18 protein-coding genes are annotated in these 23,356 nt (G+C 65.5%); 14 read left to right on the forward strand and 4 right to left on the reverse strand.

Translation table 11 applies throughout. The annotated features are described in order from the left end of the window. Nucleotides 1-11: 11 nt before the first annotated feature. Both ACTJKQ_RS15000 and ACTJKQ_RS15005 read left to right on the forward strand, forming a co-directional pair. Nucleotides 12-3,665, forward strand: coding sequence for a hydantoinase B/oxoprolinase family protein (locus ACTJKQ_RS15000; RefSeq protein ID WP_440597318.1), 3,654 nt, complete (start codon nt 12-14; stop codon nt 3,663-3,665). Nucleotides 3,666-3,796: 131 nt separating this feature from the next. Then, a complete protein-coding gene (locus ACTJKQ_RS15005) occupies nt 3,797-5,470 on the forward strand; it encodes a methyl-accepting chemotaxis protein (RefSeq protein ID WP_056067717.1) in 1,674 nt (557 codons plus the stop codon). A gap of 82 nt (nt 5,471-5,552) precedes the next feature. Here ACTJKQ_RS15005 and ACTJKQ_RS15010 read toward each other — a convergent pair whose 3' ends face one another. Then, nucleotides 5,553-7,253: an electron transfer flavoprotein-ubiquinone oxidoreductase gene (locus tag ACTJKQ_RS15010; protein ID WP_099730083.1), complete on the reverse strand. Its 1,701-nt coding sequence runs from the start codon at nt 7,251-7,253 to the stop codon at nt 5,553-5,555. A 139-nt stretch (nt 7,254-7,392) separates the two neighbouring features. Here ACTJKQ_RS15010 and ACTJKQ_RS15015 point away from each other — a divergent pair, with 139 nt between their 5' ends. From ACTJKQ_RS15015 to ACTJKQ_RS15025, 3 genes are all read left to right on the forward strand, one after another. Further along, nucleotides 7,393-8,175: an SDR family oxidoreductase gene (locus tag ACTJKQ_RS15015; RefSeq protein ID WP_015014335.1), complete on the forward strand. Its 783-nt coding sequence runs from the start codon at nt 7,393-7,395 to the stop codon at nt 8,173-8,175. A gap of 20 nt (nt 8,176-8,195) precedes the next feature. Beyond that, nucleotides 8,196-8,621, forward strand: a complete 426-nt coding sequence (locus tag ACTJKQ_RS15020) for an acyl-CoA thioesterase (RefSeq protein WP_056067722.1) — start codon at nt 8,196-8,198, stop codon at nt 8,619-8,621. Between the two features lie 413 nt (nt 8,622-9,034). Then, nucleotides 9,035-12,196: a bifunctional diguanylate cyclase/phosphodiesterase gene (locus tag ACTJKQ_RS15025; RefSeq protein ID WP_440597319.1), complete on the forward strand. Its 3,162-nt coding sequence runs from the start codon at nt 9,035-9,037 to the stop codon at nt 12,194-12,196. Between the two features lie 151 nt (nt 12,197-12,347). Here ACTJKQ_RS15025 and ACTJKQ_RS15030 read toward each other — a convergent pair whose 3' ends face one another. From ACTJKQ_RS15030 to ACTJKQ_RS15040, 3 genes are read right to left on the reverse strand one after another with little or no spacing between them, the layout of a single operon-like run. Continuing rightward, a complete protein-coding gene (locus ACTJKQ_RS15030) occupies nt 12,348-13,061 on the reverse strand; it encodes a hypothetical protein (protein WP_440597320.1) in 714 nt (237 codons plus the stop codon). An 8-nt stretch (nt 13,062-13,069) separates the two neighbouring features. Beyond that, nucleotides 13,070-13,651: a peroxidase-related enzyme gene (locus ACTJKQ_RS15035; protein ID WP_056746132.1), complete on the reverse strand. Its 582-nt coding sequence runs from the start codon at nt 13,649-13,651 to the stop codon at nt 13,070-13,072. Between the two features lie 46 nt (nt 13,652-13,697). Continuing rightward, on the reverse strand, nt 13,698-14,543 hold the full coding sequence (locus ACTJKQ_RS15040) for an IclR family transcriptional regulator (protein WP_440597321.1): 846 nt from the start codon (nt 14,541-14,543) through the stop codon (nt 13,698-13,700). A 134-nt stretch (nt 14,544-14,677) separates the two neighbouring features. Between ACTJKQ_RS15040 and ACTJKQ_RS15045 the strand changes: the two genes are divergently transcribed. From ACTJKQ_RS15045 to ACTJKQ_RS15085, 9 genes are all read left to right on the forward strand, one after another. Then, nucleotides 14,678-15,685 (forward strand): Bug family tripartite tricarboxylate transporter substrate binding protein, encoded by a 1,008-nt coding sequence (locus tag ACTJKQ_RS15045; protein WP_440597322.1) that lies wholly within the window; start codon nt 14,678-14,680, stop codon nt 15,683-15,685. Between the two features lie 40 nt (nt 15,686-15,725). Continuing rightward, nucleotides 15,726-16,646: an amidohydrolase family protein gene (locus ACTJKQ_RS15050; RefSeq protein ID WP_440597323.1), complete on the forward strand. Its 921-nt coding sequence runs from the start codon at nt 15,726-15,728 to the stop codon at nt 16,644-16,646. A gap of 12 nt (nt 16,647-16,658) precedes the next feature. Then, nucleotides 16,659-17,678 carry a Bug family tripartite tricarboxylate transporter substrate binding protein gene (locus tag ACTJKQ_RS15055; protein ID WP_440597324.1) on the forward strand — a complete coding sequence of 340 codons (1,020 nt, stop codon included), beginning with the start codon at nt 16,659-16,661 and terminating at the stop codon, nt 17,676-17,678. 56 nt (nt 17,679-17,734) lie between these two features. Then, nucleotides 17,735-18,421: a diguanylate cyclase gene (locus ACTJKQ_RS15060; RefSeq protein WP_056746123.1), complete on the forward strand. Its 687-nt coding sequence runs from the start codon at nt 17,735-17,737 to the stop codon at nt 18,419-18,421. After that, a complete protein-coding gene (locus ACTJKQ_RS15065; RefSeq protein ID WP_440597325.1) occupies nt 18,418-19,347 on the forward strand; it encodes an NAD(P)-dependent oxidoreductase in 930 nt (309 codons plus the stop codon). Before ACTJKQ_RS15060 ends, ACTJKQ_RS15065 begins: the two co-directional genes overlap by 4 nt. Nucleotides 19,348-19,524: 177 nt before the next feature. Continuing rightward, the gene (locus ACTJKQ_RS15070) at nt 19,525-20,466 is read left to right on the forward strand and encodes a tripartite tricarboxylate transporter substrate binding protein (RefSeq protein ID WP_440597326.1); all 942 of its coding nucleotides are present in this window, start codon (nt 19,525-19,527) and stop codon (nt 20,464-20,466) included. Between the two features lie 13 nt (nt 20,467-20,479). After that, nucleotides 20,480-21,478 carry a tripartite tricarboxylate transporter substrate binding protein gene (locus ACTJKQ_RS15075; RefSeq protein ID WP_440597327.1) on the forward strand — a complete coding sequence of 333 codons (999 nt, stop codon included), beginning with the start codon at nt 20,480-20,482 and terminating at the stop codon, nt 21,476-21,478. Between the two features lie 17 nt (nt 21,479-21,495). Continuing rightward, a complete protein-coding gene (locus tag ACTJKQ_RS15080) occupies nt 21,496-22,467 on the forward strand; it encodes a Bug family tripartite tricarboxylate transporter substrate binding protein (protein ID WP_440597328.1) in 972 nt (323 codons plus the stop codon). Continuing rightward, nucleotides 22,464-23,354: an amidohydrolase family protein gene (locus ACTJKQ_RS15085; protein WP_440597329.1), complete on the forward strand. Its 891-nt coding sequence runs from the start codon at nt 22,464-22,466 to the stop codon at nt 23,352-23,354. The genes ACTJKQ_RS15080 and ACTJKQ_RS15085 overlap by 4 nt, the downstream gene beginning before the upstream one ends. Nucleotides 23,355-23,356: the final 2 nt, after the last annotated feature.

Genomic DNA, 23,356 nt, shown 5'->3' on the forward strand with positions numbered 1-23,356 from the left:
AGCCACTACACATGACCACCATCACACCCCAAACGCACACCCCACGCTGGCAGTTCTGGATCGACCGGGGCGGCACCTTCACCGACATCGTGGCCAAGCGACCCGATGGCTCGCTGACCACCCACAAATTGTTGTCCGAGAACCCCGAGCAGTACAAGGACGCGGCCGTGGCAGGCATTCGTCACCTGCTGGGCCTGAAGCCTGGCGAGCCCGTCACCCCCGCGCAGGTGGAATGCGTGAAGATGGGCACCACCGTGGCCACCAACGCGCTGCTGGAGCGCAAGGGCGAGCCCACGCTGCTTGTCACCACACGCGGCTTTCGCGATGCACTGCGCATTGCCTACCAGAACCGCCCACGCCTGTTTGACCGCCACATCCAGCTGCCCGAGCTGCTTTACACCGAAGTCATCGAGGCCCGCGAACGCATGGGCGCCCATGGTGGCGTGCTGCAGAACCTGGACGAAGCCACCTTGCGCGGTGACCTGCTGGCCGCCTACGGTCGCGGCCTGCGCAGCGTGGCCATTGTGTTCATGCATGGCTACCGCTACACCCAGCACGAGCAGGCGGCCAAGCGCATCGCACAGGAAGTGGGCTTCACGCAGATCAGCACCTCGCACGAAACCAGCCCCATGATGAAGTTCGTGAGCCGGGGCGATACCACCGTGGTGGATGCTTACCTCTCACCCATCCTGCGCCGCTATGTGGAGCAGGTCGCCAGCGAGATGCCGGGCGTCAAGCTGTTCTTCATGCAGTCTTCGGGGGGCCTCACCGATGCGGGTACCTTCCAGGGTAAGGATGCGATTCTGTCGGGGCCCGCAGGTGGCATCGTAGGCATGGCGCGCACGGCGGGCCTGGCCGGGCATGAAAAGGTCATCGGCTTTGACATGGGCGGAACGTCCACTGATGTGAGTCACTACGCCGGTGCGTTCGAGCGCGAGTTCGAGACCCACGTGGCGGGCGTGCGCATGCGCGCCCCCATGATGAGCATCCACACGGTGGCGGCTGGCGGCGGCTCGGTGCTGGCCTACGACGGTGCCCGTTTTCGCGTCGGCCCCGAGAGCGCCGGCGCCAACCCCGGCCCCGTGAGCTACCGCCGGGGCGGCCCCCTGGCCGTGACCGATGCGAATGTGATGGTGGGCAAGGTGCAGCCCCGCTATTTCCCCAGCGTGTTCGGCCCCGCAGTCAACGAGACGCTGGACGCTGACGCAGTGCGTGCCCGCTTTGAAGAAATTGCTGCGCAGACCCAGCGTAGGCCCGAAGAAGTGGCCGAAGGCTTCATCCAGATTGCCGTGCAGCAGATGGCCAACGCGATCAAAAAGATCAGCGTGGCGCGCGGCTATGACGTGACGCGCTACACCCTGCAGTGCTTTGGTGGTGCAGGCGGCCAGCACGCGTGCCTGGTGGCCGATGCCCTGGGCATGTCGCGCGTGTTCGTGCACCCGCTGGCGGGTGTGCTCAGCGCCTACGGCATGGGCCTGGCTGACCAGACCGTGATCCGCGAGCAAGCGGTGGAGATGCCGCTGGCGGCTGAATCTCTGCCCTTGATCGCCGAGCGCCTGGATACGCTGGGCGCTGCCGCGCAGGCCGAGCTGGAGCGCCAACAGGTCAGTGCGAACCCGGTGCAGGTACGCCACAACGTGCATGTGCGCTACGAGGGCACCGACTCGGCCCTGGTGGTGCCTTTTGGCGACATGGCCAGCATCCAGACTGCCTTTGAGGCCGCCTATCGGCAGCGTTTTGCCTTCCTCATGGCGGGCAAGGGCCTGGTGGTGGAGGCCGTGTCGGTCGAGGCCATGATTGCAGGCGACGCTCCCGCCGAGCCGCGCCTGCCCGTGCACCCGCACCGCAAGCACCCGCAGCGCGAGATGGTGAAGATGTACTCGGGCGGCGCCTGGCACGACGCTGCCTTGGTAGTGCGCGAGGACCTGCACCCCGGCGACGTGATCCCCGGCCCGGCCATCATTGCCGAGAAGAACACCACCACCGTGGTGGAGCCCGGCTGGTCTGCGCGCCTGACCGACCTGGACCACCTGGTGTTGGACCGCGTGACGGCCCGCAAGGTGCAGTACGCCGCGGGCACCACGGTGGACCCAGTGCTGCTGGAGGTGTTCAACAACCTGTTCATGAACATTGCCGAGCAGATGGGGCTGCAGCTGCAGAACACGGCCTACTCGGTGAACATCAAGGAGCGCCTGGACTTCAGCTGCGCGCTGTTCGACGCGGCCGGCAACCTGATCGCCAACGCGCCCCACATGCCCGTGCACCTTGGGTCCATGGGCGAGAGCATCAAGACCGTGATCCGCGAGAACGCGGGCAAAATGCACCCGGGCGACGTGTACATGCTCAACGACCCGTACCACGGTGGCACCCATCTGCCGGACGTGACGGTGATCACCCCGGTGTACGTGGCCGAGGGCAACGAACCCACGTTTTATGTGGGAAGCCGGGGCCACCACGCGGACATTGGCGGCACCACGCCGGGGTCCATGCCACCGTTCTCCACGCGCATTGATGAAGAAGGTGTGCAGATCAACAACGTGAAGCTGGTGGGCCGGGGCATCTTTCTGGAAGAGGAGGTGCGCACCCTGCTGGCCACGGGCGGCGGCACCACGCCATACCCCAGCCGCAACCCGCAGCAGAACCTGGCCGACCTGCGCGCACAGATCGCGGCGAACGAAAAAGGCGTGCAGGAGCTGTCGAAGATGGTGGACCAGTTTGGCCTGGATGTTGTGCAGGCCTACATGCGCCATGTGCAGGACAACGCCGAAGAGTCCGTGCGCCGTGTGATCACGCAGCTCAAGGACGGCAGCTTCACCCTGCCGCTGGACAACGGCGCGCAGATCAGCGTGTCGGTCAAGGTCAATGTGGCCGAGCGCAGCGCGGTCATCGACTTTGCAGGCACCAGCCCGCAGCAGATGAACAACTTCAACGCCCCGCGTGCTGTGTGCATGGCGGCCGTGCTGTATGTGTTCCGCACGCTGGTGGACGATGACATTCCGCTCAACGCCGGTTGCCTCAAGCCCCTGCAGGTGATCATTCCGCAAGGCTCCATGCTCAACCCCAACCCGCCGGCCTCGGTGGTGGCAGGCAATGTGGAGACCTCCACCTGCATCACCAATGCGCTGTTTGGCGCCCTGGGCGTGATGGCGGGCAGCCAGCCCACCATGAACAACTTCACCTTCGGAAATGCGCAGTACCAGTACTACGAAACCATTGCCGGTGGTAGCGGTGCGGGTGCGGTGCTGGACGCGTCGGGCCGGGCGGTGCGCGGCTTTGACGGCACCAGCGTGGTCCAGACCCATATGACCAACTCGCGTCTCACCGACCCCGAGGTGCTGGAGTTCCGCTTCCCGGTGGTGCTCGACAGCTACGAGATCCAGCGCGGCTCGGGCGGCGCAGGCCGCTGGGCGGGTGGCGATGGCGGCGTGCGGCGCGTGCGCTTCCTGGAGGCGATGACGGCCAGCATCTTGTCCAACGGGCGACTGAACCCCGCCTTTGGCATGGCGGGCGGCCAGCCGGGCAGGCCTGGTGCCAACCGCGTGCTGCGTGCCAACGGTCAGGTGGAGGAGCTGGGCCACATTGGCGCAGCGCTGATGGAGCCCGGCGATGTGTTCGAGATCGCCACCCCCGGCGGTGGTGGCTTTGGCGAATGTGTCACGTCCTGACGTGATGGCCCGCTGACCCCGGTGGGGCAGGTGTTGTGTGCTGTGAGCCTTTGGGGGCGCACGGTGCACGGCGCTGGTCACCACCGACTTCGACCCCCGCACGGTGCGGGAAATGAAACAGGAGAACGCTCATGAACTATTTGCCCGCCACATCCGGGGCGCCTGGCGGCGCCGCCTTCTCCGCCGCACCGGCCGACGCGGAGTTCAGCCGTGCCGTTCCAGACGCTGCCGCTCAGAGCCCTGCACCTGCGCGGCACCGCCGGACTCTGAGCGTGGGACAAAAGCTGGCGGCCAGCTTTGGCATTCTGGGCTTTGCGGTGGCGCTGCTGGGGGCCACCACCTGGCTCACAGGGCAGGACACGAGCCGTCAGGCCACATTGTTGACCACGGAGCAACTGCCCATCGAACGCACCGTGCGCGACTGGAAAACCCAGTCGGTCTATATCGGCCAGATTGCATTGCGGGCCACGTTGTCGTCCGATGTGTTCCCCCTGGTGGCCGAAATGCGCAATCAGATCGCCGCCGAAGACGCAATGCGCAAGCGCATCGACGAGGCATTGGCGCAGGCGTCTTCCAGCGAGAGCGCGAGGCCGCTGTGGGCACAGGCCCAGGCCGAACGCCAGAAATATGCCGCGCTGCGGGACGCACTGGTGCAAAACGCCCTGGAAGCCAAGATCATCAGCCAGAAAGAGCTGCAGGAGCACGCAGCCGCGTTGACCCAATACCTGCGGTCCATCGACCAGTTGCTCGCAGCTTCCGAGCAGTCATCCCTGAAGGCGGGGGACAGCATGATTGCCGATGCATCCCGTGCGCAATGGATCAGTGCCGTGGCGGTGCTGGTGGTGGTGGCGCTGTCGGCGCTGTTTGGCTGGCTGCTGCGGCGCTCCATCGTGCTGCCGCTGCGCCAGGCGTCCGAGGCGGCTGCTGTGGTGGCGCGGGGCGACCTCACGGTGCGCATGCAAACCCAGCGCACCGACGAGATCGGCCAGTTGCTCACTGCGCTGGACAAGATGGTCGAGTCGCTGCACTACGTGGTGACCGAGGTGCGTGACTCGGGCGAATCCATCCATGTGGCCAGCTCCGAAGTAGCAGCGGGCAACACCGACCTGAGCATGCGCACCGAGCACGCCGCCAGCAACCTGCAGCAGACGGCGGCCAGCATTGCCCAGCTGGCGCAGATGGTGGCCGCCAATGCCGACAGCACGCGCCAGGCCAATGCCCTGGCGCTGAACGCCACCGAAGTGGCCAGCAAGGGGGGCGAAGTGGTCAACCAGGTGGTCAAGACCATGGAGGAGATCAATGCCAGCAGCAAGAAGATCGCCGACATCGTGGGCATCATCGACGGCATTGCTTTCCAGACCAACATCCTCGCACTCAACGCGGCCGTGGAGGCGGCCCGTGCGGGCGAGCAGGGGCGTGGCTTTGCCGTAGTGGCCAGCGAGGTGCGGGGCCTCGCAGGGCGCAGCGCCAATGCGGCGCGCGAGATCAAGGCGCTGATCTCCACCAGCGTGGACAAGGTGAGCGACGGCGCCCGGCTGGTGGTGACAGCAGGTTCCACGATGGGCGACATCGTACAGAGCGTGGAGCGTGTGACCACGCTGATGTCCGAGATCAACGAGGCCAGCAGCGAGCAGAGCACGCAGATCGGCCAGGTGAGTCAGGCGGTGGACCAGCTCGACCACATGACGCAGCAGAACGCCGCGCTGGTGGAGCAGGGCGCCGCAGCGGCCCAGAGCCTCAAGGACCAGGCCAACCGGCTGGCGGGTGCGATGGGGCAGTTTCAGCTCACACGCGCAGCCGCGTGAGCGCCAGTGCCAGAGACATCAATAAAAAAGGGCCTGCAGCGCAGGCCCTTTAAGCACTAGATGCTATGAATTCTGATGGTGCTCACATGCCTGCATAGTTCGGACCGCCACCGCCTTCCGGCGTGACCCACACGATGTTCTGCGTGGGGTCCTTGATGTCGCAGGTCTTGCAGTGCACGCAGTTCTGCGCATTGATCTGCAGGCGCTGGGCATCACCGCCCTTGGTCGTGTCCGGCACAAACTCGTACACGCCCGCCGGGCAATAGCGCGCCTCGGGGCCGGCGTATTTGGCCAGGTTGATGTTGACCGGTACGCTCGGGTCCTTGAGCGTGAGGTGGGCGGGCTGGTTCTCTTCGTGGTTGGTGTTGCTGATGAACACGCTGGAGAGGCGGTCAAACGTGAGCTTGCCATCGGGCTTGGGGTAGACGATGGGCTTGCACTCGGCGGCGGGCTTCAGGTACGCGTGATCGGGCTTGTCGCGGTGCAACGTCCAGGGGATGTGGCCGCGCAGCACGAACTGCTCGAAACCGTTCATCAGTGTGGCCGTGGTCAGGCCGTACTTGAACCAGTTCTTGAAGTTGCGGTCCTTGTTCAGCTCGGTGTGCAGCCAGCTCTTTTCGAAGGCTTCGGGGTAGGCGGTCAGCTCGTCGTGCTGGCGGCCTGCCACCACGGCGTCATAGGCGGCTTCGGCGGCCAGCATGCCGGTCTTGATGGCGGCGTGGCTGCCCTTGATGCGGCCGACATTCAGGTAGCCGGCATTGCAGCCCACCAGGGCGCCGCCTGGGAACACGGTCTTGGGCAGTGCGTTGATGCCGCTGGCGTTGATGGCACGTGCACCGTAGGACAGGCGCTTGGCCGTGATCTCGCCCTTCTCATTTTCGAAGTAGTAGCGGACGTTGGGGTGCGTCTTCCAGCGCTGGAACTCCTCGAACGGGCTCAGGTAGGGGTTGGCATAACCCAGCCCCGTGACGAAGCCCAGTGCCACCTTGTTGCCCTCCAGGTGGTACAGGAAGGCGCCGCCGTAGGTGTCGTTCTCCATGGGCCAGCCGGCGGTGTGCATCACAAAGCCGGGCTGGTGCTTCTTGGGGTCGATCTCCCACAGTTCCTTCACGCCAATGCCGAAGCTCTGCGGGTCGCGGTCCTTGTCGAGGTGGAACTTGGCAATCAGCTGCTTGCCCAGGTGGCCGCGTGCGCCTTCGGCAAAAACGGTGTACTTGCCCAGCAGTTCCATGCCGAGTTGGAAGTTCTCGGTGGGCTCGCCATCCTTGCCAACGCCCATGTTGCCGGTGGCCACGCCCTTGACGGAGCCGTTGTCGTTGTAGAGCACTTCAGCCGCAGTGAAGCCGGGGAAGATCTCCACGCCCAGGGCTTCGGCCTGTTCGCCCAGCCACTTGGTCAGGTTGCCCAGGCTGATGATGTAGTTGCCGTGGTTGTGGGCAAACGGCGGCAGGAACATGTTGGGCACGCGAAAGCCCGATTTTTCGCTGAGGAAGATGTAAGCGTCGTCGGTGACGGGCTGGTTCAGCGGAGCGCCGCGCTTTTTCCAGTCGGGGATCAGCTCGGTGAGGGCCTTGGGGTCCATGATGGCGCCCGACAGGATGTGCGCACCGGGCTCGGAGCCTTTTTCCAGCACCACCACCGAGACGTCCTGGCCTTTTTCGGCCGCGAGTTGCTTCAGGCGGATCGCAGTGGCAAGGCCGCCAGGGCCGCCGCCAACGACCACCACGTCGTATTCCATGGATTCGCGGGGGCCGTATTGGGCGAGGATTTCTTCGTTGGTCATGGGCTTCTCGTCGGGCGTTTGATAATGGATTATTTTCTACAGAGCGCCGACCGCGCCCTGTCTGTCTGGCGACTGATTGTATTCACGGAATATAGACAATCGAACGACCGTTCTATTTTGATCAGTAGGGAGACTCTAAATGGCATACAGCATCGACTTGTCCGGCCGCGTGGCCTTCATCACGGGCGCGTCCAGCGGCCTGGGCGCGCAGTTTGCCCGCACCCTGGCCCGCGCTGGCGCAGGCGTCGTGCTGGCCAGCCGCCGGGTGGAAAAACTCAAGGAGCTGCGCGCGCGCATCGAAGGCGAGGGCGGTGATGCCCATGTGATCGAACTCGATGTGACCGACCACGACTCCATCAAGTCCGCCGTGGCCCATGCCGAGACCGAAATGGGCTCCATCGACATTCTGGTCAACAACTCGGGCGTGAGCACCACCCAGCGCATCCAGGACGTGACGCCCGAGGACTATGACTTCATCTTCGACACCAATGTGAAGGGCGCCTTCTTTGTGGCGCAAGAGGTGGGCAAGCGCATGCTGGCCCGCTCCCGTGGTGCAGCGCCGGGCAGCTTCACCGGCGGTCGCATCATCAATATCGCTTCGATGGCGGGCCTGAAGGTGCTGCCGCAGATCGGCGCCTATTGCATGAGCAAGGCAGCTGTGGTGCAGATGACCCGGGCGATGGCCCTGGAGTGGGGCCGGTTCGGCATCAACGTGAATGCGATCTGCCCCGGCTACATCGACACGGAAATCAACCACCACCACTGGCAGACCGAGCAGGGCAAGAAGCTCATGGACATGCTGCCGCGCAAGCGCGTGGGCCAGCCGCAGGACCTGGATGCGCTGCTGGTGATGCTGGCCAGTGACCAGAGCCATTTTGTGAATGGCGCGGTGATCGCAGCCGACGACGGCTTCGCGGTCTGATCCCTGGGGCACGAGCGGGTATGAAGATCGAAATCCCTGAGGTCAAGAAGCTGGTCTTTGAGATGCGGTTCCCGGTGCGCTGGGGCGACATGGATGCGATGGGCCATGTCAACAACACCGTGTACTTCCGCTACCTGGAAACCGCGCGCATCGAGTGGATGGTGTCGGTGGGCTGCAACCCCGACCCGCGCGGACAGGGGCCTGTCATCGTCAATGCGTTCTGCAATTTCTACAAGCAGCTCGAATACCCGGCCGACGTGTTGCTCAAGCTCTACGTGAGCGACCCGGGCCGCACCACGTTCGAGACCTGGGGCACGATGGAGCGCGTGGACCAGCCGGGCGTGATATGCGCAGCGGGCGGAGCTACGACGATCTGGGTGGACTTTCCGCAGCAGAAGGCCGCGCCGCTGCCCGACTGGATGCGGACGCTGGTGACTGCCAGCTGACCGTCCGTCCCGTCACTTGAGCCCCGTGGCGGGGGCTGGTGGCTCATTTTTTGGACTATTCGGCCGGTAGCGCACGTGATAAATGCCTTGATTGCTATTAAAAAGATAGTGTTTGGGCGATTTGCACCGGTGGTTTGACGACAGAGTGGAAGGCAAGCCTCTGCGAGCACCCAGCACCCGTGCCACTTCTTCCCTCTGCTGGTGGCCCTGCGGTAGCCAGTGAATACGGCTCCACAGGCACCCAGGCGCGGAGCACTGTGCCCATACCGCCGACCCCATACCGCGCCTTCTCATTCAACCTCCTGTTCTTTTTGTTACCTGTTAGGATGACTTCGGCAACGATAGAAGAAAACGAATAGAGCCGGGGAGGGGACTTCCAACACCGCACCGACGTGCTGCTTTGTGCTTTCTGAATGAATTCAACCATCCCAGCAAGCGCGGCTGCCAGCAGCATCAACAAGGTGACCAATCTGGTCATCGCGTCGGTTCTCTTCATGTTTGGCCTGTACGCCTTTGACGAATGGAGGCAGGTCAAGGACCGTGAAGAGGAGCACATGCAGTCCAACCTGGTGCTGCTGACGCGGACGCTGGACACCTTCTTTCTCTCCAAACGCGCTGGCCTGTTCAGCCTGGCAGAAACCATCGCCATCTCGCCCGGTGGTATCGACAACCTGGCGCTGGCACAGCAACTGCTGACGGACTACCGCAAGCACCGCCCCGAAGTCAGCGAGATATCCCTGAGCGAAATGAACGGCAAGGTGCTGGCCTCGTCCCATGCGGCGGACAGGAACGGCCAACCCGGCCTGGTGGATCAATCCGGCTTTCAAGACTTTGCGCGGGACACTAAGGACCAGCACGACATCTACCTGGGACGACCCCAGCGCGACGCGCAGAGCCAGGACTGGGTGTTCACGCTGCGTTATGTGCTGCGGGATGCGCAAGGCAAGCCCCGGGCGGTGCTGACAGATGTGTTTCCGGTCGATTTTCTGGAGTCGCTCTGGAAAGACGCGCCGCTGGTGCAGCAGCTCACAGTGGGTGTGCTGCGCGATGACGGCTACCTGATGACCCGGCTTCCGGTGCCCGCCACGGTCACCAAGGACGAGGTGTATGGCATGCGTCGGGACGGGGTGCTGGTACGGTATCTCGCGCAGCACCAGTTCCCCCTGCAAGGGCGGGTCGAGGGACCCAATGCGCTGTTGAAGGGGCAGAACTTTATCAACCTGTTCCACCGGCTCGACAGGCTCCCTGCGACCGTCTTTGTCGGGCAGCCCGAGAGTCGGTTCTTTCAGGTCTGGGCCCGCAGCATCGACACTCCCCTGGCGCTCACGGCGCTGTTGCTGGTGTTTATCAAGCTCGTGTCGCTGCGCCTCGCTCGCCGCGAGCACGAAGCCGAGCAGCAGCGGCTGGCGGTGGAAAGGGTGCTGCGTGAGAGCGAGACCGAGCAGCGCTCCCTCATCGACAACCTGATGACGGGTCTGGTCATCCACGATGCGACGGGCGCTGTGGTGCGATGCAACGCCGAGGCCAGTAACCTGCTGGGGCTGAGTTTTGAGCAGATGACCGGCAAGCAACTGATCGACCCGGCCTGGTCCTTCGTGAACGAGCAGGGGGCCGTCATGCCGGTTTCCGACTACCCCGCCTCCCGGGTGCTTGCGACCCGTGAACCTGTCAACGGGGTGGTGGGAGGCATCGTCCGTGGCAAGGATGCAGGCATCTGCTGGGTGCTGAGCCGGGCCGACCCGTGGTTCACCACCGATGGACAGCTCGACAAGATCGTGGTGACCTTTGTCGACATCACCATGCGGCGCAAGCTGACGTCGCAACTCCAGGACCGCGAACTCAAGTTCCAGGCGCTGTTTGACAACAGCATGGACGCCGTGTTGCTGACCTCGCCCGATGGCACCGTGCTGGCCGTGAACCAGGCGGCTTGCCGGCTGTTTGACTTGAGCGAGGCACAAATCATCGCCCGGGGGCGCATGGGGCTGGCCGACCCTGCCGACCCCCGGTTGCAGGAGCTGCTGGTACAGCGCCAGCAGAGGGGGCAGGCGGCCGGCCTGCTGACCATGGTCCGGGGTGATGGCAGCCACTTCACCGCCGAGATCAGCTCCAGCATTTATGGCGACAGTGAAGGCCGCCAATACAGCAGCATGATCGTTCGCGACATCACGGAGCGCCTGCGCAGCCAGGCCGAGCTGGAGGCTGCCAATGCACAGATGCGCCGCATCAACGAGCAGCTGGCCGAGGTGGCGCACTTTGACATGCTGACGCACCTGCCCAACCGCGTTCTGCTGGCCGACAGGCTTCAGCAGGCCATGGCGCACTGTGTGCGTCGCAACAAGTCGCTGGCGGTGGCGTTTCTGGATCTGGATGGCTTCAAGGACATCAACGACCGGTATGGCCATGCGGCGGGCGACGAGTTTCTGGTGGCGATTGCCAAGCGTCTGCGTTCTGCACTGCGCGATGGCGACACGCTCGCGCGCATTGGTGGGGACGAGTTTGTGGCCGTCATGATCGACCTGACGGCCGAGCAGGACTGCGAGCCCCTGCTGTTGCGGCTGTTGCAGGTGGCGGCCGAGCCGTTGCTGGTGAACGGGCAATCCCTGCAGGTGTCTGCCAGCATTGGCGTCACCATCTACCCGCAGGATGGTTCCAGTTCGGAGCAGCTCATCCGCCATGCCGACCAGGCCATGTACCTGGCCAAGCAGGCGGGCAAGAATCGGTTCCACCTGTTTGATGTGGCCAGCGATGCGGCCATCCGGATCAAGCGCGAAAGCCTGGAGCAGATTGCCACCGCCATCGCGCAGCGGGAGCTGGTGCTGTACTACCAGCCCCAGGTCAACATGCAGACAGGTGAGGTGGTGGGGATGGAGGCGCTGGTCCGCTGGTTGCATCCGCAGCGGGGCCTGCTGGCCCCGAGCCAGTTCCTGCCGGTGATTGAAGACCACGATATGGCGATTGCGATTGGCGAGCGGGTGCTGGACATGGCCCTGTCGCAAATGGCGCAGTGGCTGGCGGTGGGGCTGCGCATGCCGGTCAGCGTCAACGTGTTCTCCAAGCAGCTCCAGCAAGAGGACTTTGTGCACAAGCTGCGCCAGGCACTGGCAGCGCATCCCTCGGTGCCTTCGTCGGCGCTGGAGCTGGAGATTGTGGAGACCAGCGCGTTGCAGGACATGGCCCAGGTATCTGGCCTGATGCACGCATGCGCCGAACTGGGCGTGCGGTTTGCTCTGGACGATTTTGGGACCGGTTATTCGTCGCTGACCTACCTGAAAAAGCTGCCTGCAGAGCTGCTCAAGATCGACCAGAGCTTTGTGCGCGACATGCTCGAAGACCGCGACGACCTGGCCATTGTGCAGGGTGTGGTGGGCCTGTCCAAAGCGTTCAACCGAAAGGTGATTGCCGAAGGTGTGGAGACCGTGGACCACGGCCGCACGCTGCTGGCCATGGGCTGTGTGCTGGGCCAGGGCTATGGCATTGCGCGGCCCATGCCCGCGAAGCAGGTACCGGGCTGGCTGGACCAGTGGCAGGCGCAGCAGCCCTGGGTGCGCGAGACCGATGCAGACTTGCAGGCCTGAGGTCCTGAGGTCCTGAGGTCCTGAGGTCCTGAGGTCCTGAGGTCCCGAGGTCCCGAGGTCCCGAGGTCCCGAGGTCCCGAGGTCCCGAGGTCCCGAGGTCACGCGGGGCATTGCGCGGGTATCGGTCCGTTGAGTCGCAGTGGGACAGCCTTTATCGCGGGGGCAGGGCAACACATTGCGCCAGAGGCATGCCCTGCGCCTCTGAGGCGCCCAGCAGCAAAAGGCGCTGCAGCTCTGGCAGATACCGGATGGCTGTCTGCGGTGCGCTGTAGCCGTTGCTGTTGTTCAGGCGTTCTTGCATGCGCAGCATAAGACGGCTGGGCAGGTGTTCGATGCTGAGGGTGCGCACACCCGTGTAGAAGGTGGTGTCTATGGTGCCTTCGGTGCCGAAAAAGCCGCCACCCACGCGCGCCGCGCGGCGCCGGCCCTCGAAGGTCGTGGTGATGCGCAGTTTGTCGTCACGGCTGGTACAGCTCCCCTCGAAGGCGGCAGCGCACTCCATGGGCAGCGGATTCTGTTGCACCAGCACTGCCTGCACGGACGGGGTGTGCAGCAGTGCGGGGGGCACGGGCTCCAGGCGTACGCAATCGGCGGTGGGTACGACCTGCCACGCCGTAGCGCCCGGCGAGTCAGGGATTTGCAGGCGCGAGCCTGCAACACCCGCACCGAGGTAGTAAGTGGGCGCCGCCCCCGTGCTGGACTCTTCGCGGAAGAGCGAGGCGGACCGCAACGGCGACAGCGCGCCAGCAGGCACGGCCACAGTCAAAGGGTGAAGGGGCAGCGTGCCCTCCGGTGGCCCAAACCCTGCGGCCTGTACCGCAGGGGCGGCCAGCACCCAAAGCCAGATCGTTCGTGCGGAGCGCATGGTTTGGATCAGGCCGCAGGCTTGGCCTTGGGTACACGCCCCATCAGATAGAACTCGGGGTTGGGCTGCATGCCGGCAAAGCTGGCCATGCGGTTGGACAGGCCAAAGAACGCTGTGATGGCCGCGATGTCCCAGATGTCCTCGTCATCGAACCCGTGCGGGTGCAGGGCCTCGAAATCGGCGTCGTCGATCTCGTGGGCGTTCTGGCACACCTTCATGGCGAAGTCGAGCATGGCCCGCTCCCGCGGGCTGATGTCTGCCTTGCGGTAGTTCACGGCCACCTGGTCGGCGATGAGCGGCTTTTTCTCGTAGATGCGCAGGATCGCTCCATGCGCCACCACGCAATACAGGCACTGATTGGCGGCGCTGGTGGTGGTGACGATCATCTCGCGCTCGCCCTTGGTCAGGCTGCCTTCTTCCTTGAGCATCAGCGCGTCGTGGTACGCAAAGAATGCACGCCATTCCGCTGGTCGGCGGGCAAACGCGAGGAACACGTTGGGGATGAATCCCGCCTTCTCCTGCACTTCAAGAATCCGCGCGCGGATGTCTTCGGGCAGGGTGTTCAGGTCAGGGAAGGGGTAGCGGCTCACGGCAGTCTCCTCGGTTTTTGTGTGGGGTGGATGACGGGTGCAAGTATCAGGGATGCCATTGCGTCGCCCGCACGGGGGCATGGGCCGGCGCGGCCGAACTCCCTGCCAGTGCGTAGGACAACTGTGTCGCTGCAGCGACCACGGTGTGCGCCAGCGCTTCGAGCTTTTCGGCGGGCAAACGCGAGGCCGGGCCTGAGATGCACACCGAGCCCATGAGCCGCCAGTGCATGCCAAACACCGGCGCCGACACGGTGGCCACGCCCTGTTCCCGTTCGCCAATCGACCAGTGGTAGCCCTTCTTGCGGATCTCTTCATAGGCCTTGCCCGGCTCGCCTGAAAACGCCAGGATCACGCGGCCCGGCGAGCCCTTGTCCAGCGGCAGGCCTTCGCCCATGCGGGCGTGGTGGCGCAGCGCCTGCGGGCCTTCCACGCGCACGAGGCATGTGCGCACATTGCCTTCACGCACGTAGAACGCAGCGCTTTCGCCCGTGGCAAGGGTCAGCTCACGCAGCGCGGGCTCCAGCACGTTCTGCACGTCAAAGCCCGCCTGGTAGCGCGCACCCAGCCAGCCGGCGGCTGGGCCCAGGCGCCAGTCGCCGTCTTCGCGCTGCACCATGAAGCCGGATTGCGCCAGTGTGCGGGCCAGGCGCAGTACGGTGGTTTTGTGAAGGCTGCAGCGGCGGCTCAGCTCTGCCAGGGACAGGCTGGATTCGCCCAGCGCAAAGGCCTCCAGCACCTGCAGGGCACGCGTCACGGCGATAACGCCACCGGTGTCCTTGGTCGCAGCATCGGTCGGCCCGTCTGCGCTTTCATCGGCCCCAGCAGTGGTGGCGTTCAGTTTGGCTGCCTTGCGCAGGGCAGGGCGCGCTGGCGAAGAGGGTGGGTTGCTCATGGCGCAATTCGTTTCATTGTATGCAACTGCATTGTATGGGTTGAAACGCGTGCGTACATTCGCACACCACGGCGCCGGGCCCGAACAGGCCTTAGCAGACCGGTGTGACGAACCACCATAACGGAGACAAATCCATGCTCGCTTTTTCATCGCTTTCACGTTCTTTGAGCGCGCGCCTGTGCGCCGCTTTCCTGGGCCTTGCGACCGTGGCCGTGCCCCACGGCGCTGCGCAGGCGCAGACGGCCTACCCCGCCAAGGCCATCCGCCTGATTGTTCCGTTCCCCCCCGGCGGTGGCACCGACATGATCGCCCGCGCCGTGGCGCAAAAGATGGCCGACCAGAACAAGTGGAGCGTGATCGTGGACAACCGCCCCGGCGCCGGTGGCAACCTGGGGGTGGACGCTGTGGCCAAGTCCGACCCCGACGGCTACACCCTGGTGATGGGGCAGACCAGCAACCTCGCCATCAACCCCACGCTGTACAAGAAGCTGCCCTACGACCCGCTCAAGGACCTGGCGCCCGTGGCGCTGGTGTCTTCCTCGCCCATCGTGATGGCCGTGCCGGTCAACTCGCGCTTCAAGACCTTTGCCGATGTGGTGGCTGCCTCCAAGGGCAAGCCTGATGCCCTGACGCTGGGCTATTCGGGCAACGGCACCGTGGCCCATCTGGCTGGGGAATTGGCAGAGAACGCTGCTGGCATCCAGTTGCGCCACATCCCCTACAAGGGCGCGGCCCAGGCCATGACGGACCTGATGGGCGGGCAGATTGATCTGTACATGTCGTCCGTGCCCACGCTGCTGGGCCATGTGCGCAATGGCAAGCTCAAGGTCATAGCCATCACCTCCGCCCAGCGCTCCGCGCAGCTGCCGGATGTGCCCACGCTGGCAGAGTCCGGGTTCAAGGGCTTTGAGGCCGTGACCTGGTTCGGTGTGCTGGCCCCTGCGGGCACGCCTGCAGCCATCGTGGCGCAGCTGAACAAGGCTATCAACCAGGCCCTCAAGCAACCGGACGTGGCGGACAAGCTGCGCTCTGAAGGCGGCGACATCCTCGGGGGCACGTCCGAGCAGTTTGCGGCACTGCTGCGCACCGAAGTGCCCCGCTGGTCCAAGATCGTGAAGGACTCTGGCGCCAGCCTGGACTGATCGAGCCGCCACGTTCATCCCCCGCTGACTGCCCGTCGCCATGACCCGCGATCGCCTTGTCACGCCCGTACCGTTCTCGCTGGGAACGACGGCGCCCCGTACCGCGCTGCCTGCGGCGGCGTGCGACTGCCACGTGCATGTGTACGATCAGCGCTTTCCTGCTGCGCCCGGCGCCAGGCTGTTGCCGCCCGATGCGTTGGCCAGCGACTACCGTGCGCTGCAGCTGCGCCTGGGCACCGAGCGCACGGTGCTGGTCACGCCATCCACCTACGGGGCGGACAACCTCTGCATGTTGCAGGGCCTGGCCGCCTTGGGTACGCAGGCCCGGGGCGTGGCCGTGATCGATGGCAGCGAGAGCTATGCCCAGCTGCAGGCCCTGCACGACGCGGGCGTGCGCGGCGTGCGGCTGAACCTGTCGCTGGGCGTCACCGGCTCGGTGGATGCCATCCTGCCCCTGGCGCGGCGCATTGCGCCCTGGGGCTGGCATTTGCAGCTGCTGATGGCGTCCGATGTGCTGGCCACGCTGGGCGATGTATTGCGCCGTGTGCCCGTGCCCTTGGTGTTTGACCACCTGGGCCGCATCGCCCCCGAGCAAGCCGGGAAGCACCCAGCCCACGCACTGTTGCTGCAGCTGATGGGCGAGGGCAGGGCCTGGGTCAAACTCTCGGGCGGCTACATCGTCAGCGCGACCCACGCGGTGGACGACCCGGCGCTTGACGCACTGGCCGTCAGCTACCTGCGTGCTGCACCAGAGCGCGTGCTGTGGGGCAGCGACTGGCCCCATGCCACTGCCAGCGCTGGCCTGCACCCCGTGCCGGACGACGCATTGCAAATCGACACCCTGGCGCGCTGGTGCGATCAGGCCGGTGCGGATGCCCTGCGCCGCGTGCTGGTCACCAACCCTGCCGCGCTCTACGGCTTCTCGCCGGTCTCGACTTCTTCATCCCCCACCCCTGTCTGAGGGCCTTGCACCATGACCTCTTTGGTATCTCCCATTTCCACGCACGGCGCGCAGCGCCGCCACCTGTTGACCACCCTGGCCTTTGCGGGCGCAGGTGTGGGGACGGGGCTGCCCGCCTGGGCGCAAAACGATTGGCCTGCGGGCAAGCTCATCACCTGGGTGGTGCCTTACCCCGCCGGTGGCAGCACCGATGTGCTGGGCCGCAACATCGCCCTCAAGCTGGGCGCGGCCCTGTCCACCAACGTCATCGTGGACAACAAGGCCGGCGCCACGGGCACCATTGGCGCGGCCTACGTGGCCAAGGCGGCGCCCGACGGGCTCACGCTGCTGGGCACCTCCATCGGCCCGCAGGCCATTGCGCCACACCTGATGGCCAAGCTGCCCTACGACCACATCACGGCGTTCGAGCCCGTGATCACCGTGGGCACCATCCCCCACATCCTGGTGGTGGGCGCCAACCAGCCCTTCAAGACGGTGGCCGACTTGCTGGCCGCCGCCAAGGCCCAGCCGGGCAAGCTGGCGTTTGCCTCGGGCGGCAACGGCACCATTTTGCAAATGCAGGGCGAGCTGCTGCAGCAGCAAACCGGCGCGCGCTTCATCCATGTGCCCTACAAGGGCGACACCCCCGCGCTGCAAGACACCTTGGCCGAGCAGGTGCAGTTCATGTTTGCCCCCGCAGCCGCCGCGCTGCCGCATGTGCAGTCGGGCAAGTTGCGCGCCCTGGCCGTCACCTCTGCCCAACGCCTCAAGGCCCTGCCTGCCGTGCCCACCATGGGCGAGGCGGGGCTCAAGGACTTTGTGGTGGAGCAGTGGCAGGCCGTGTTTGCGCCCGCCAAGACGCCCGCCGCCATCGTGCAGCGCCTGAACCGCGAGATCGCTGCCGCGCTGAAAGACCCCGCCCTCATCGCCCTGGCCGACAAGCTGGGCGTGACGCTGGTGGGCGGCACGCCCCAGCAGCTGGGCGACCTGCAAAAGGCCGACTCGGCCAAGTGGGCCAAGGTCATCAAAGAAGGCGGCATCAAAGCCGACTGACCACCGCAGTTCTCTTATTTCCTTTCTTCATTCCATCGTTCAACCGGACCACTCCCATGAGCCAACTCCCTGAAATCATCCGCACCATTGACCGCGTGAGCGGCGACGTTGTTGCCCAGGCCGCTACCTACCAAGCCGCCATCCTGGCCGACGTGGCAGGCCGCCGCGGCACCATGCATGGCCGCGTGGCGCCTGTGCACCAGAACATGAAGGTGGCTGGCCCCGCCTTCACCGTGGAAGTGCGCCCCGGCGACAACCTCATGATCCACGCCGCCATCGCCCTGGCCCAGCCCGGCGATGTGCTGGTGATTGACGGCAAGGGCGACCAGACGGCGGCGCTGATGGGCACGCTGATGCTCAGCGCCTGCAAGAAGCGCGGCCTGGCGGGTGTGATCGTGGACGCCTCCATCCGCGACAAGCTGGAAATTCTGGAGTTGGACTTCCCCGTGTTCAGCGCGGGCTTCAACCCCGCAGGGCCCACCAAGTACGTGCCCGGCCGCATCAACCACCCCATCAGCGCCGGTGGTGCGGTGGTGAACCCGGGTGACCTGGTGGTGGGCGACGCCGATGGCGTGGTCGTCATCGAGCGCGAAAAAGCCCCCGCCATGCTGGCCCTGGCCGACAAGAAGGTGGCCGACGAAGCCGCCCGTATCGAAGCCATCGCCCGTGGCGACACCGCATCGAAATGGCTGCCCGCCGCCCTGCGCGCCGCAGGCGTTTTGAAGGAAGGGGAATCGCTGTGAGCCAAACCATCATCGTCACAGGCGCCGACCTGGCGCAACAAGCCCTGGATTTGCTCACAGGCTACGAGATCGTCTACGCAGGCAAGACGCCGACGGAAGAGGACATGGTGGCCCTGTGCGGTGCGCACAACCCCGTGGCCATCATCGTGCGCTACGGCAAGGTGGGCGCTTCGGTGATGGACGCGGCCCCCGCGCTCAAGGTCATTTCCAAGCACGGCAGCGGTACCGACACCATCGACAAGGTGGCCGCCAAGGCCCGTGGCATTGAGGTGGTGGCCGCCGTGGGCGCCAACGCCGCCGCCGTGGCGGAGCAGGCCCTGGCCCTGCTGCTGGCTTGCGCCAAGTCGGTGGTGCAACTCGATGCGCGCATGCACGCTGGCCACTGGGACAAGGCCACGCACAAGAGCCTGGAACTGGGCGGCCGCACCGTGGGCCTGGTGGGCCTGGGTGCGATTGGCCTGCGCTTTGCCAAGATGGCCGACGCTCTGGGCATGCGCGTGATTGGCTTCGATCCGTTTGCCAAGAACCTGCCCGCCTATGTGCAGGCGGTGGACCTGGAGACGATCTGGCGCGAATCCGATGCCGTGTCTTTGCACTGCCCGCTGACTGACGAAAACCGCAACCTGCTGAACGCCGCCACGCTGGCGCAATGCAAGCGCGGCGTGATTGTGGTGAACACGGCACGCGGCGGCCTGATCGACGAGGCCGCGCTGCTGGCCGCCGTACGCTCGGGCCAGGTCATGGCGGCGGGGCTCGACAGCTTTGCGGTGGAGCCGATGACGGCGGGCCACCCCTTCCAGGGCGAGAAGCACTTCATCCTCAGCCCCCACATTGGCGGCGTGACGAGCGATGCTTACGTGAACATGGGCGTGGGCGCCGCCCAGAACCTGCTGGCCGTGCTGGCCCGCAGCGCCGTGGCGGCCTGAGCGCCGTTTCATCCACCAAAACAAAGGGCCCTGGGCCGCGCGCGCACCGGCGTTGCGCTGCATCAGCGGTCCCCGGAGACAAGCACCATGCCACAGCATTTTAAGAAAAATAGGCCGCTAGCGCTTTTGTATAAAGCGCTGGCAGCTATTGTTTTAATAGTAATCACCACCACGAGCATGCTGGGCGCGGCACCCGCGCAAGCCCAGGCGCAGGGGCAAGGCACCTGGCCAGACAAGCCCCTCAAACTAGTCGTGCCGTACCCGGCCGGTGGCAATGCGGACAACACCGCGCGCCTGTTGGCCACGCAACTGGGCCAACGCCTGGGCCAGCAGGTGGTGGTGGACAACCGCCCTGGCGGTAGCGGCACCATTGGCGCAGCGGCGGTGGCCAAGGCCCCGGCCGACGGCTACACGCTGCTGCTCGATGCCACGGCCTTCACCGTCAACCCCAGCCTGTTCCCCAAGCTGCCATTTGATGCGGCCAAAGACTTTGCGCCCATCTCGCTGGTGCTGCAGGTGCCGCTGCTCATGGTGGTGCCCACGGCATCGCCCTTCCAGTCGGTGGCCGATATGGCCAAGGCTGCCAAGGCGCGGCCGGGCCACCTGACCTACGCATCGGCTGGCAACGGCGGCGCGCAGCACCTGGCGGGCGAGCTTTTCAAGCAGGGGCAGAAAGTGGCCATCACCCACATCCCGTACCGGGGTGGGGCACCTGCGCTCACCGACCTGATCGGTGGGCAGGTGGACGTGATGTTCAGCGCCACCACAGCCAGCGGGCCGTTCGTCAAAAGCGGCAAGCTGCGGGCGCTGGCCATCACCTCGCCCCGCCGTGCTGAGGGCTGGGAGGCCGTGCCCACCGTGGCCGAGTCCGGTGTGCCGGGCTTTCAGGTCAGCGAGTGGAATGGCTTGTTCGCCCCCGCAGGCACGCCGCGCCCCGTGCTGGAGCGGCTGGAGGCCGAGACCCGCGCCATCGTGGCCAGCCCCGAGATGAAGAAGCGCTTTGCCGAACTGGGCGTGCAGGGCGTGGGCTCCAGCGCGCAGGAGTTCAGCAGCTTTTTGAAAGCCGAAACCACGAAGTGGGCCGAGGTGATTCGCACCAGCGGCATCCGCATTGATTGAAGGAGTCTTCGCCATGTTGAAGAAAAATACGCCTCTGGCGCTCGCCCCTCAAGCGCTGGCAGCTATGGTTTTTATAACGTCTGGCGCCGCCCACGCACAAGCAGGTGCGGCAGGCTACCCCACCAAGCCCGTGAAGCTGGTGGTGGGCTTTGCTGCCGGTGGCCCCACCGACGTGGTGGCGCGTGCGTTTGCCGACCACGCCAGCAAGGCGCTGGGCCAGCCGTTCATCATCGACAACAAGCCCGGCGCGGGCACCATCATTGCCGCGCAGGCCGTGGCCAGTGCCCCGGCCGATGGCTACACGCTGCTGTTCGGTGCCACCAACCACACCATGATTCCGGCGCTGTACCAGGGCCGCGTCAAGTTCGATGCGGTGAAGTCCTTCCGCCCCCTGTGCACGGTGGCCAGCAGCCCCACGGTGCTGGTGGTGTCCCCCAGCCTGCCGGTCAAGACGCTGGTCGATTACCAAGCCAAGGCCCGCGCCGAGCCCGGCCGCGTGACAGCAGGCACGGCCGGGGTGGGCAGCTCGGGCCACTTTGCCACCGAGATCTTTGCCCGCGCCCAGGGCCTGCAGCTCAACCACGTGCCCTACAAGGGCGCCGCGCCCGTGGTGACGGACCTGATGGGCGGGCAACTCGACAGCTCCTTCGCCACCCTGGGCTCGGTGCTGCCGCAAATCAAGAGCGGCAAGCTGCGCGCGCTGGCCGTGGGCGCGCCCCAGCGCTCGGCCCTGGTGCCCGAGGTGCCCACGTTTGCCGAGGCGGGCGGTGGCAACTACGCTGCCGACGTGTGGTACGGCGTGCTGGCCCCGGCAGGCGTGCCCGAGCCCATCGCCCAGGCGCTGGAGCGCACGGCCGCCGACTTTGCCAAGAGCGAATCGGCCGCTGAAAAGCTGCGCGGCCTGGGCATGGAGACTGAATCGGTCTGCGGCAACGCCTTTGCCAGCCGCGTGGCCCGCGAAGTGACCACCTATGGCCAGATTGCCAAAGCGCTCGACCTCAAAGCAGATTGAACAATAAGGAGACTCTCATGCAACGCATTCACACCTCACTGGGCGCAGCCCTAGCGCTGACCTTCGCCACGGCCCATGCCATGGCACAGACCGGTTACCCGGACAAAGCTGTCAAGATCGTGGTGCCATATCCTCCAGGCGGCGCGGTAGACCAGGTGACCCGGCGCATTGCCCAAAAGCTCACAGAGCAAACCGGCCAGAGCTTTTTTGTCGAAAACAAGGCGGGTGGCACCGGCACCATCGGCGCCAACCAGGTGGCGCGTTCGCCGGGCGATGGCTACACGCTCATGGCCAATGACACCACGTACTCCATCCTGCCCCAGGTGTTCAAGAAGCTGCCTTGGGACTACGCAAACGACCTGGTGCCTGTGGCTGGTTTCAATTTCGCACCCACCACCGTGGTGGTGGCCGCCAACTCCCCGTTCAAAACACTGGGCGACCTGGTGGCATATGCCCAAGCCAACCCGGGCAAGCTCAACTACGGCACCGGTGGAGCGGGCACCATGCCCCACTTCGCCACAGAAGCATTGCAAGATGCCAGCGGCCTCAAGGCCACCCACGTGCCATTCAAAGGCGCTGGCGAAGCCACCTTGGCGTTGCTGGGCGGGACCATCGATTTCCAGATCGCATCCACTCCTGGTGTGATGGGGCAAGTGCGTGGCGGTAAAGTGCGCCTGCTGGCAGTGAGCGGCGAGCAGCGGCTCAAGGCAGTGCCCGATGTGCCCACGTTTGCCCAAGCGGGCGCGCCGGGCTACAAAGTGGTCAATTTCACCGGCCTGTGGGCTCCCAAAGGCACTCCAGAAGCTGTACTGAACAAGCTGCGCCAGGAAATCACTAAAGCCATGGCCAGCGCGGATGTTCAGACCTTTGCCACAGACCTCGGTGCCGTGCCCAGCGCGCTCAGTGGAACCGCCTTTGCGGACAAACTGAAGGCAGATGCCCAGCTGTGGGAGTCTGTGGCGGTCAAAGTAGGTATTGAGAAGCAATGACTCCGGTGCCCCACTCCGTGGGCCTGAACCGCCCGCAGCGCCAGTTGCCGCCCGGCGCGTGCGACAGCCACATGCACATCTTTGACCCGCGCTTTGCGCCGTCAGCCCATTGGCCGCGCAATCCGCCAGTGGCGCCCGTGGCGGTGTACCGGCAACTGCAGGCGCGCCTGGGCACCACGCGCACGGTGGTGGTCACGCCATCGACCTACGGCACCGACAACGCCTGCACGCTGGATGCGCTGGACCAGTTGGGCGACGCTGCACGCGGTGTGTCCGTGGTGGGCGACGGCGTGGGTGCCGACGAGCTGGCCCACCTCGCCGCACGCCGTGTGCGCGGGCTGCGGGTCAACTTTGTCTCGCCCCAATCGTGGGGCACCACCACGCCCGCCATGCTGGCCACCCTGGCCGGCAAGGTGGCCGAGCACCCGGCGTGCGCGGGCTGGCACATCCAGATCTTTGCGCAGCCGGAGCAGCTCATCGCCCTCGCGCCCCAGTTGCATGCGCTGCCCGTGCCCCTGGTCATCGACCACCTGGGCCGCATCGATCCCGCCGAAGGACCGGCCGCAGAGGCCTACGGCGTGGTGCGCGGCCTGCTCGATGGTGGCAACACCTGGGTCAAGCTCTCGGGCGCCTACATGCGCTCGACCGTGCACGGCCCCAGCTACGCCGACACCCTGCCGCTGGGCCAGGCCCTGGTGCAGGCTGCGCCCGAGCGCCTGGTGTGGGGCAGCGACTGGCCGCACACCACCGAGACGCCCGGCACTGTGAACGATGCCGATCTGGTGGACCTGCTGCAGGCCTGGGCTGGCAGCGACGCGGCCATGGACCGCATCCTGGTCGACAACCCGGCGCGGCTGTATGGTTTCGATGCCGTTCCCGCCGCCTGAAC

It is taken from the genome of Acidovorax sp. 22279 (assembly GCF_052045435.1).
GTDB classification, from domain to species: Bacteria; Pseudomonadota; Gammaproteobacteria; order Burkholderiales; family Burkholderiaceae_C; genus Acidovorax; species Acidovorax delafieldii.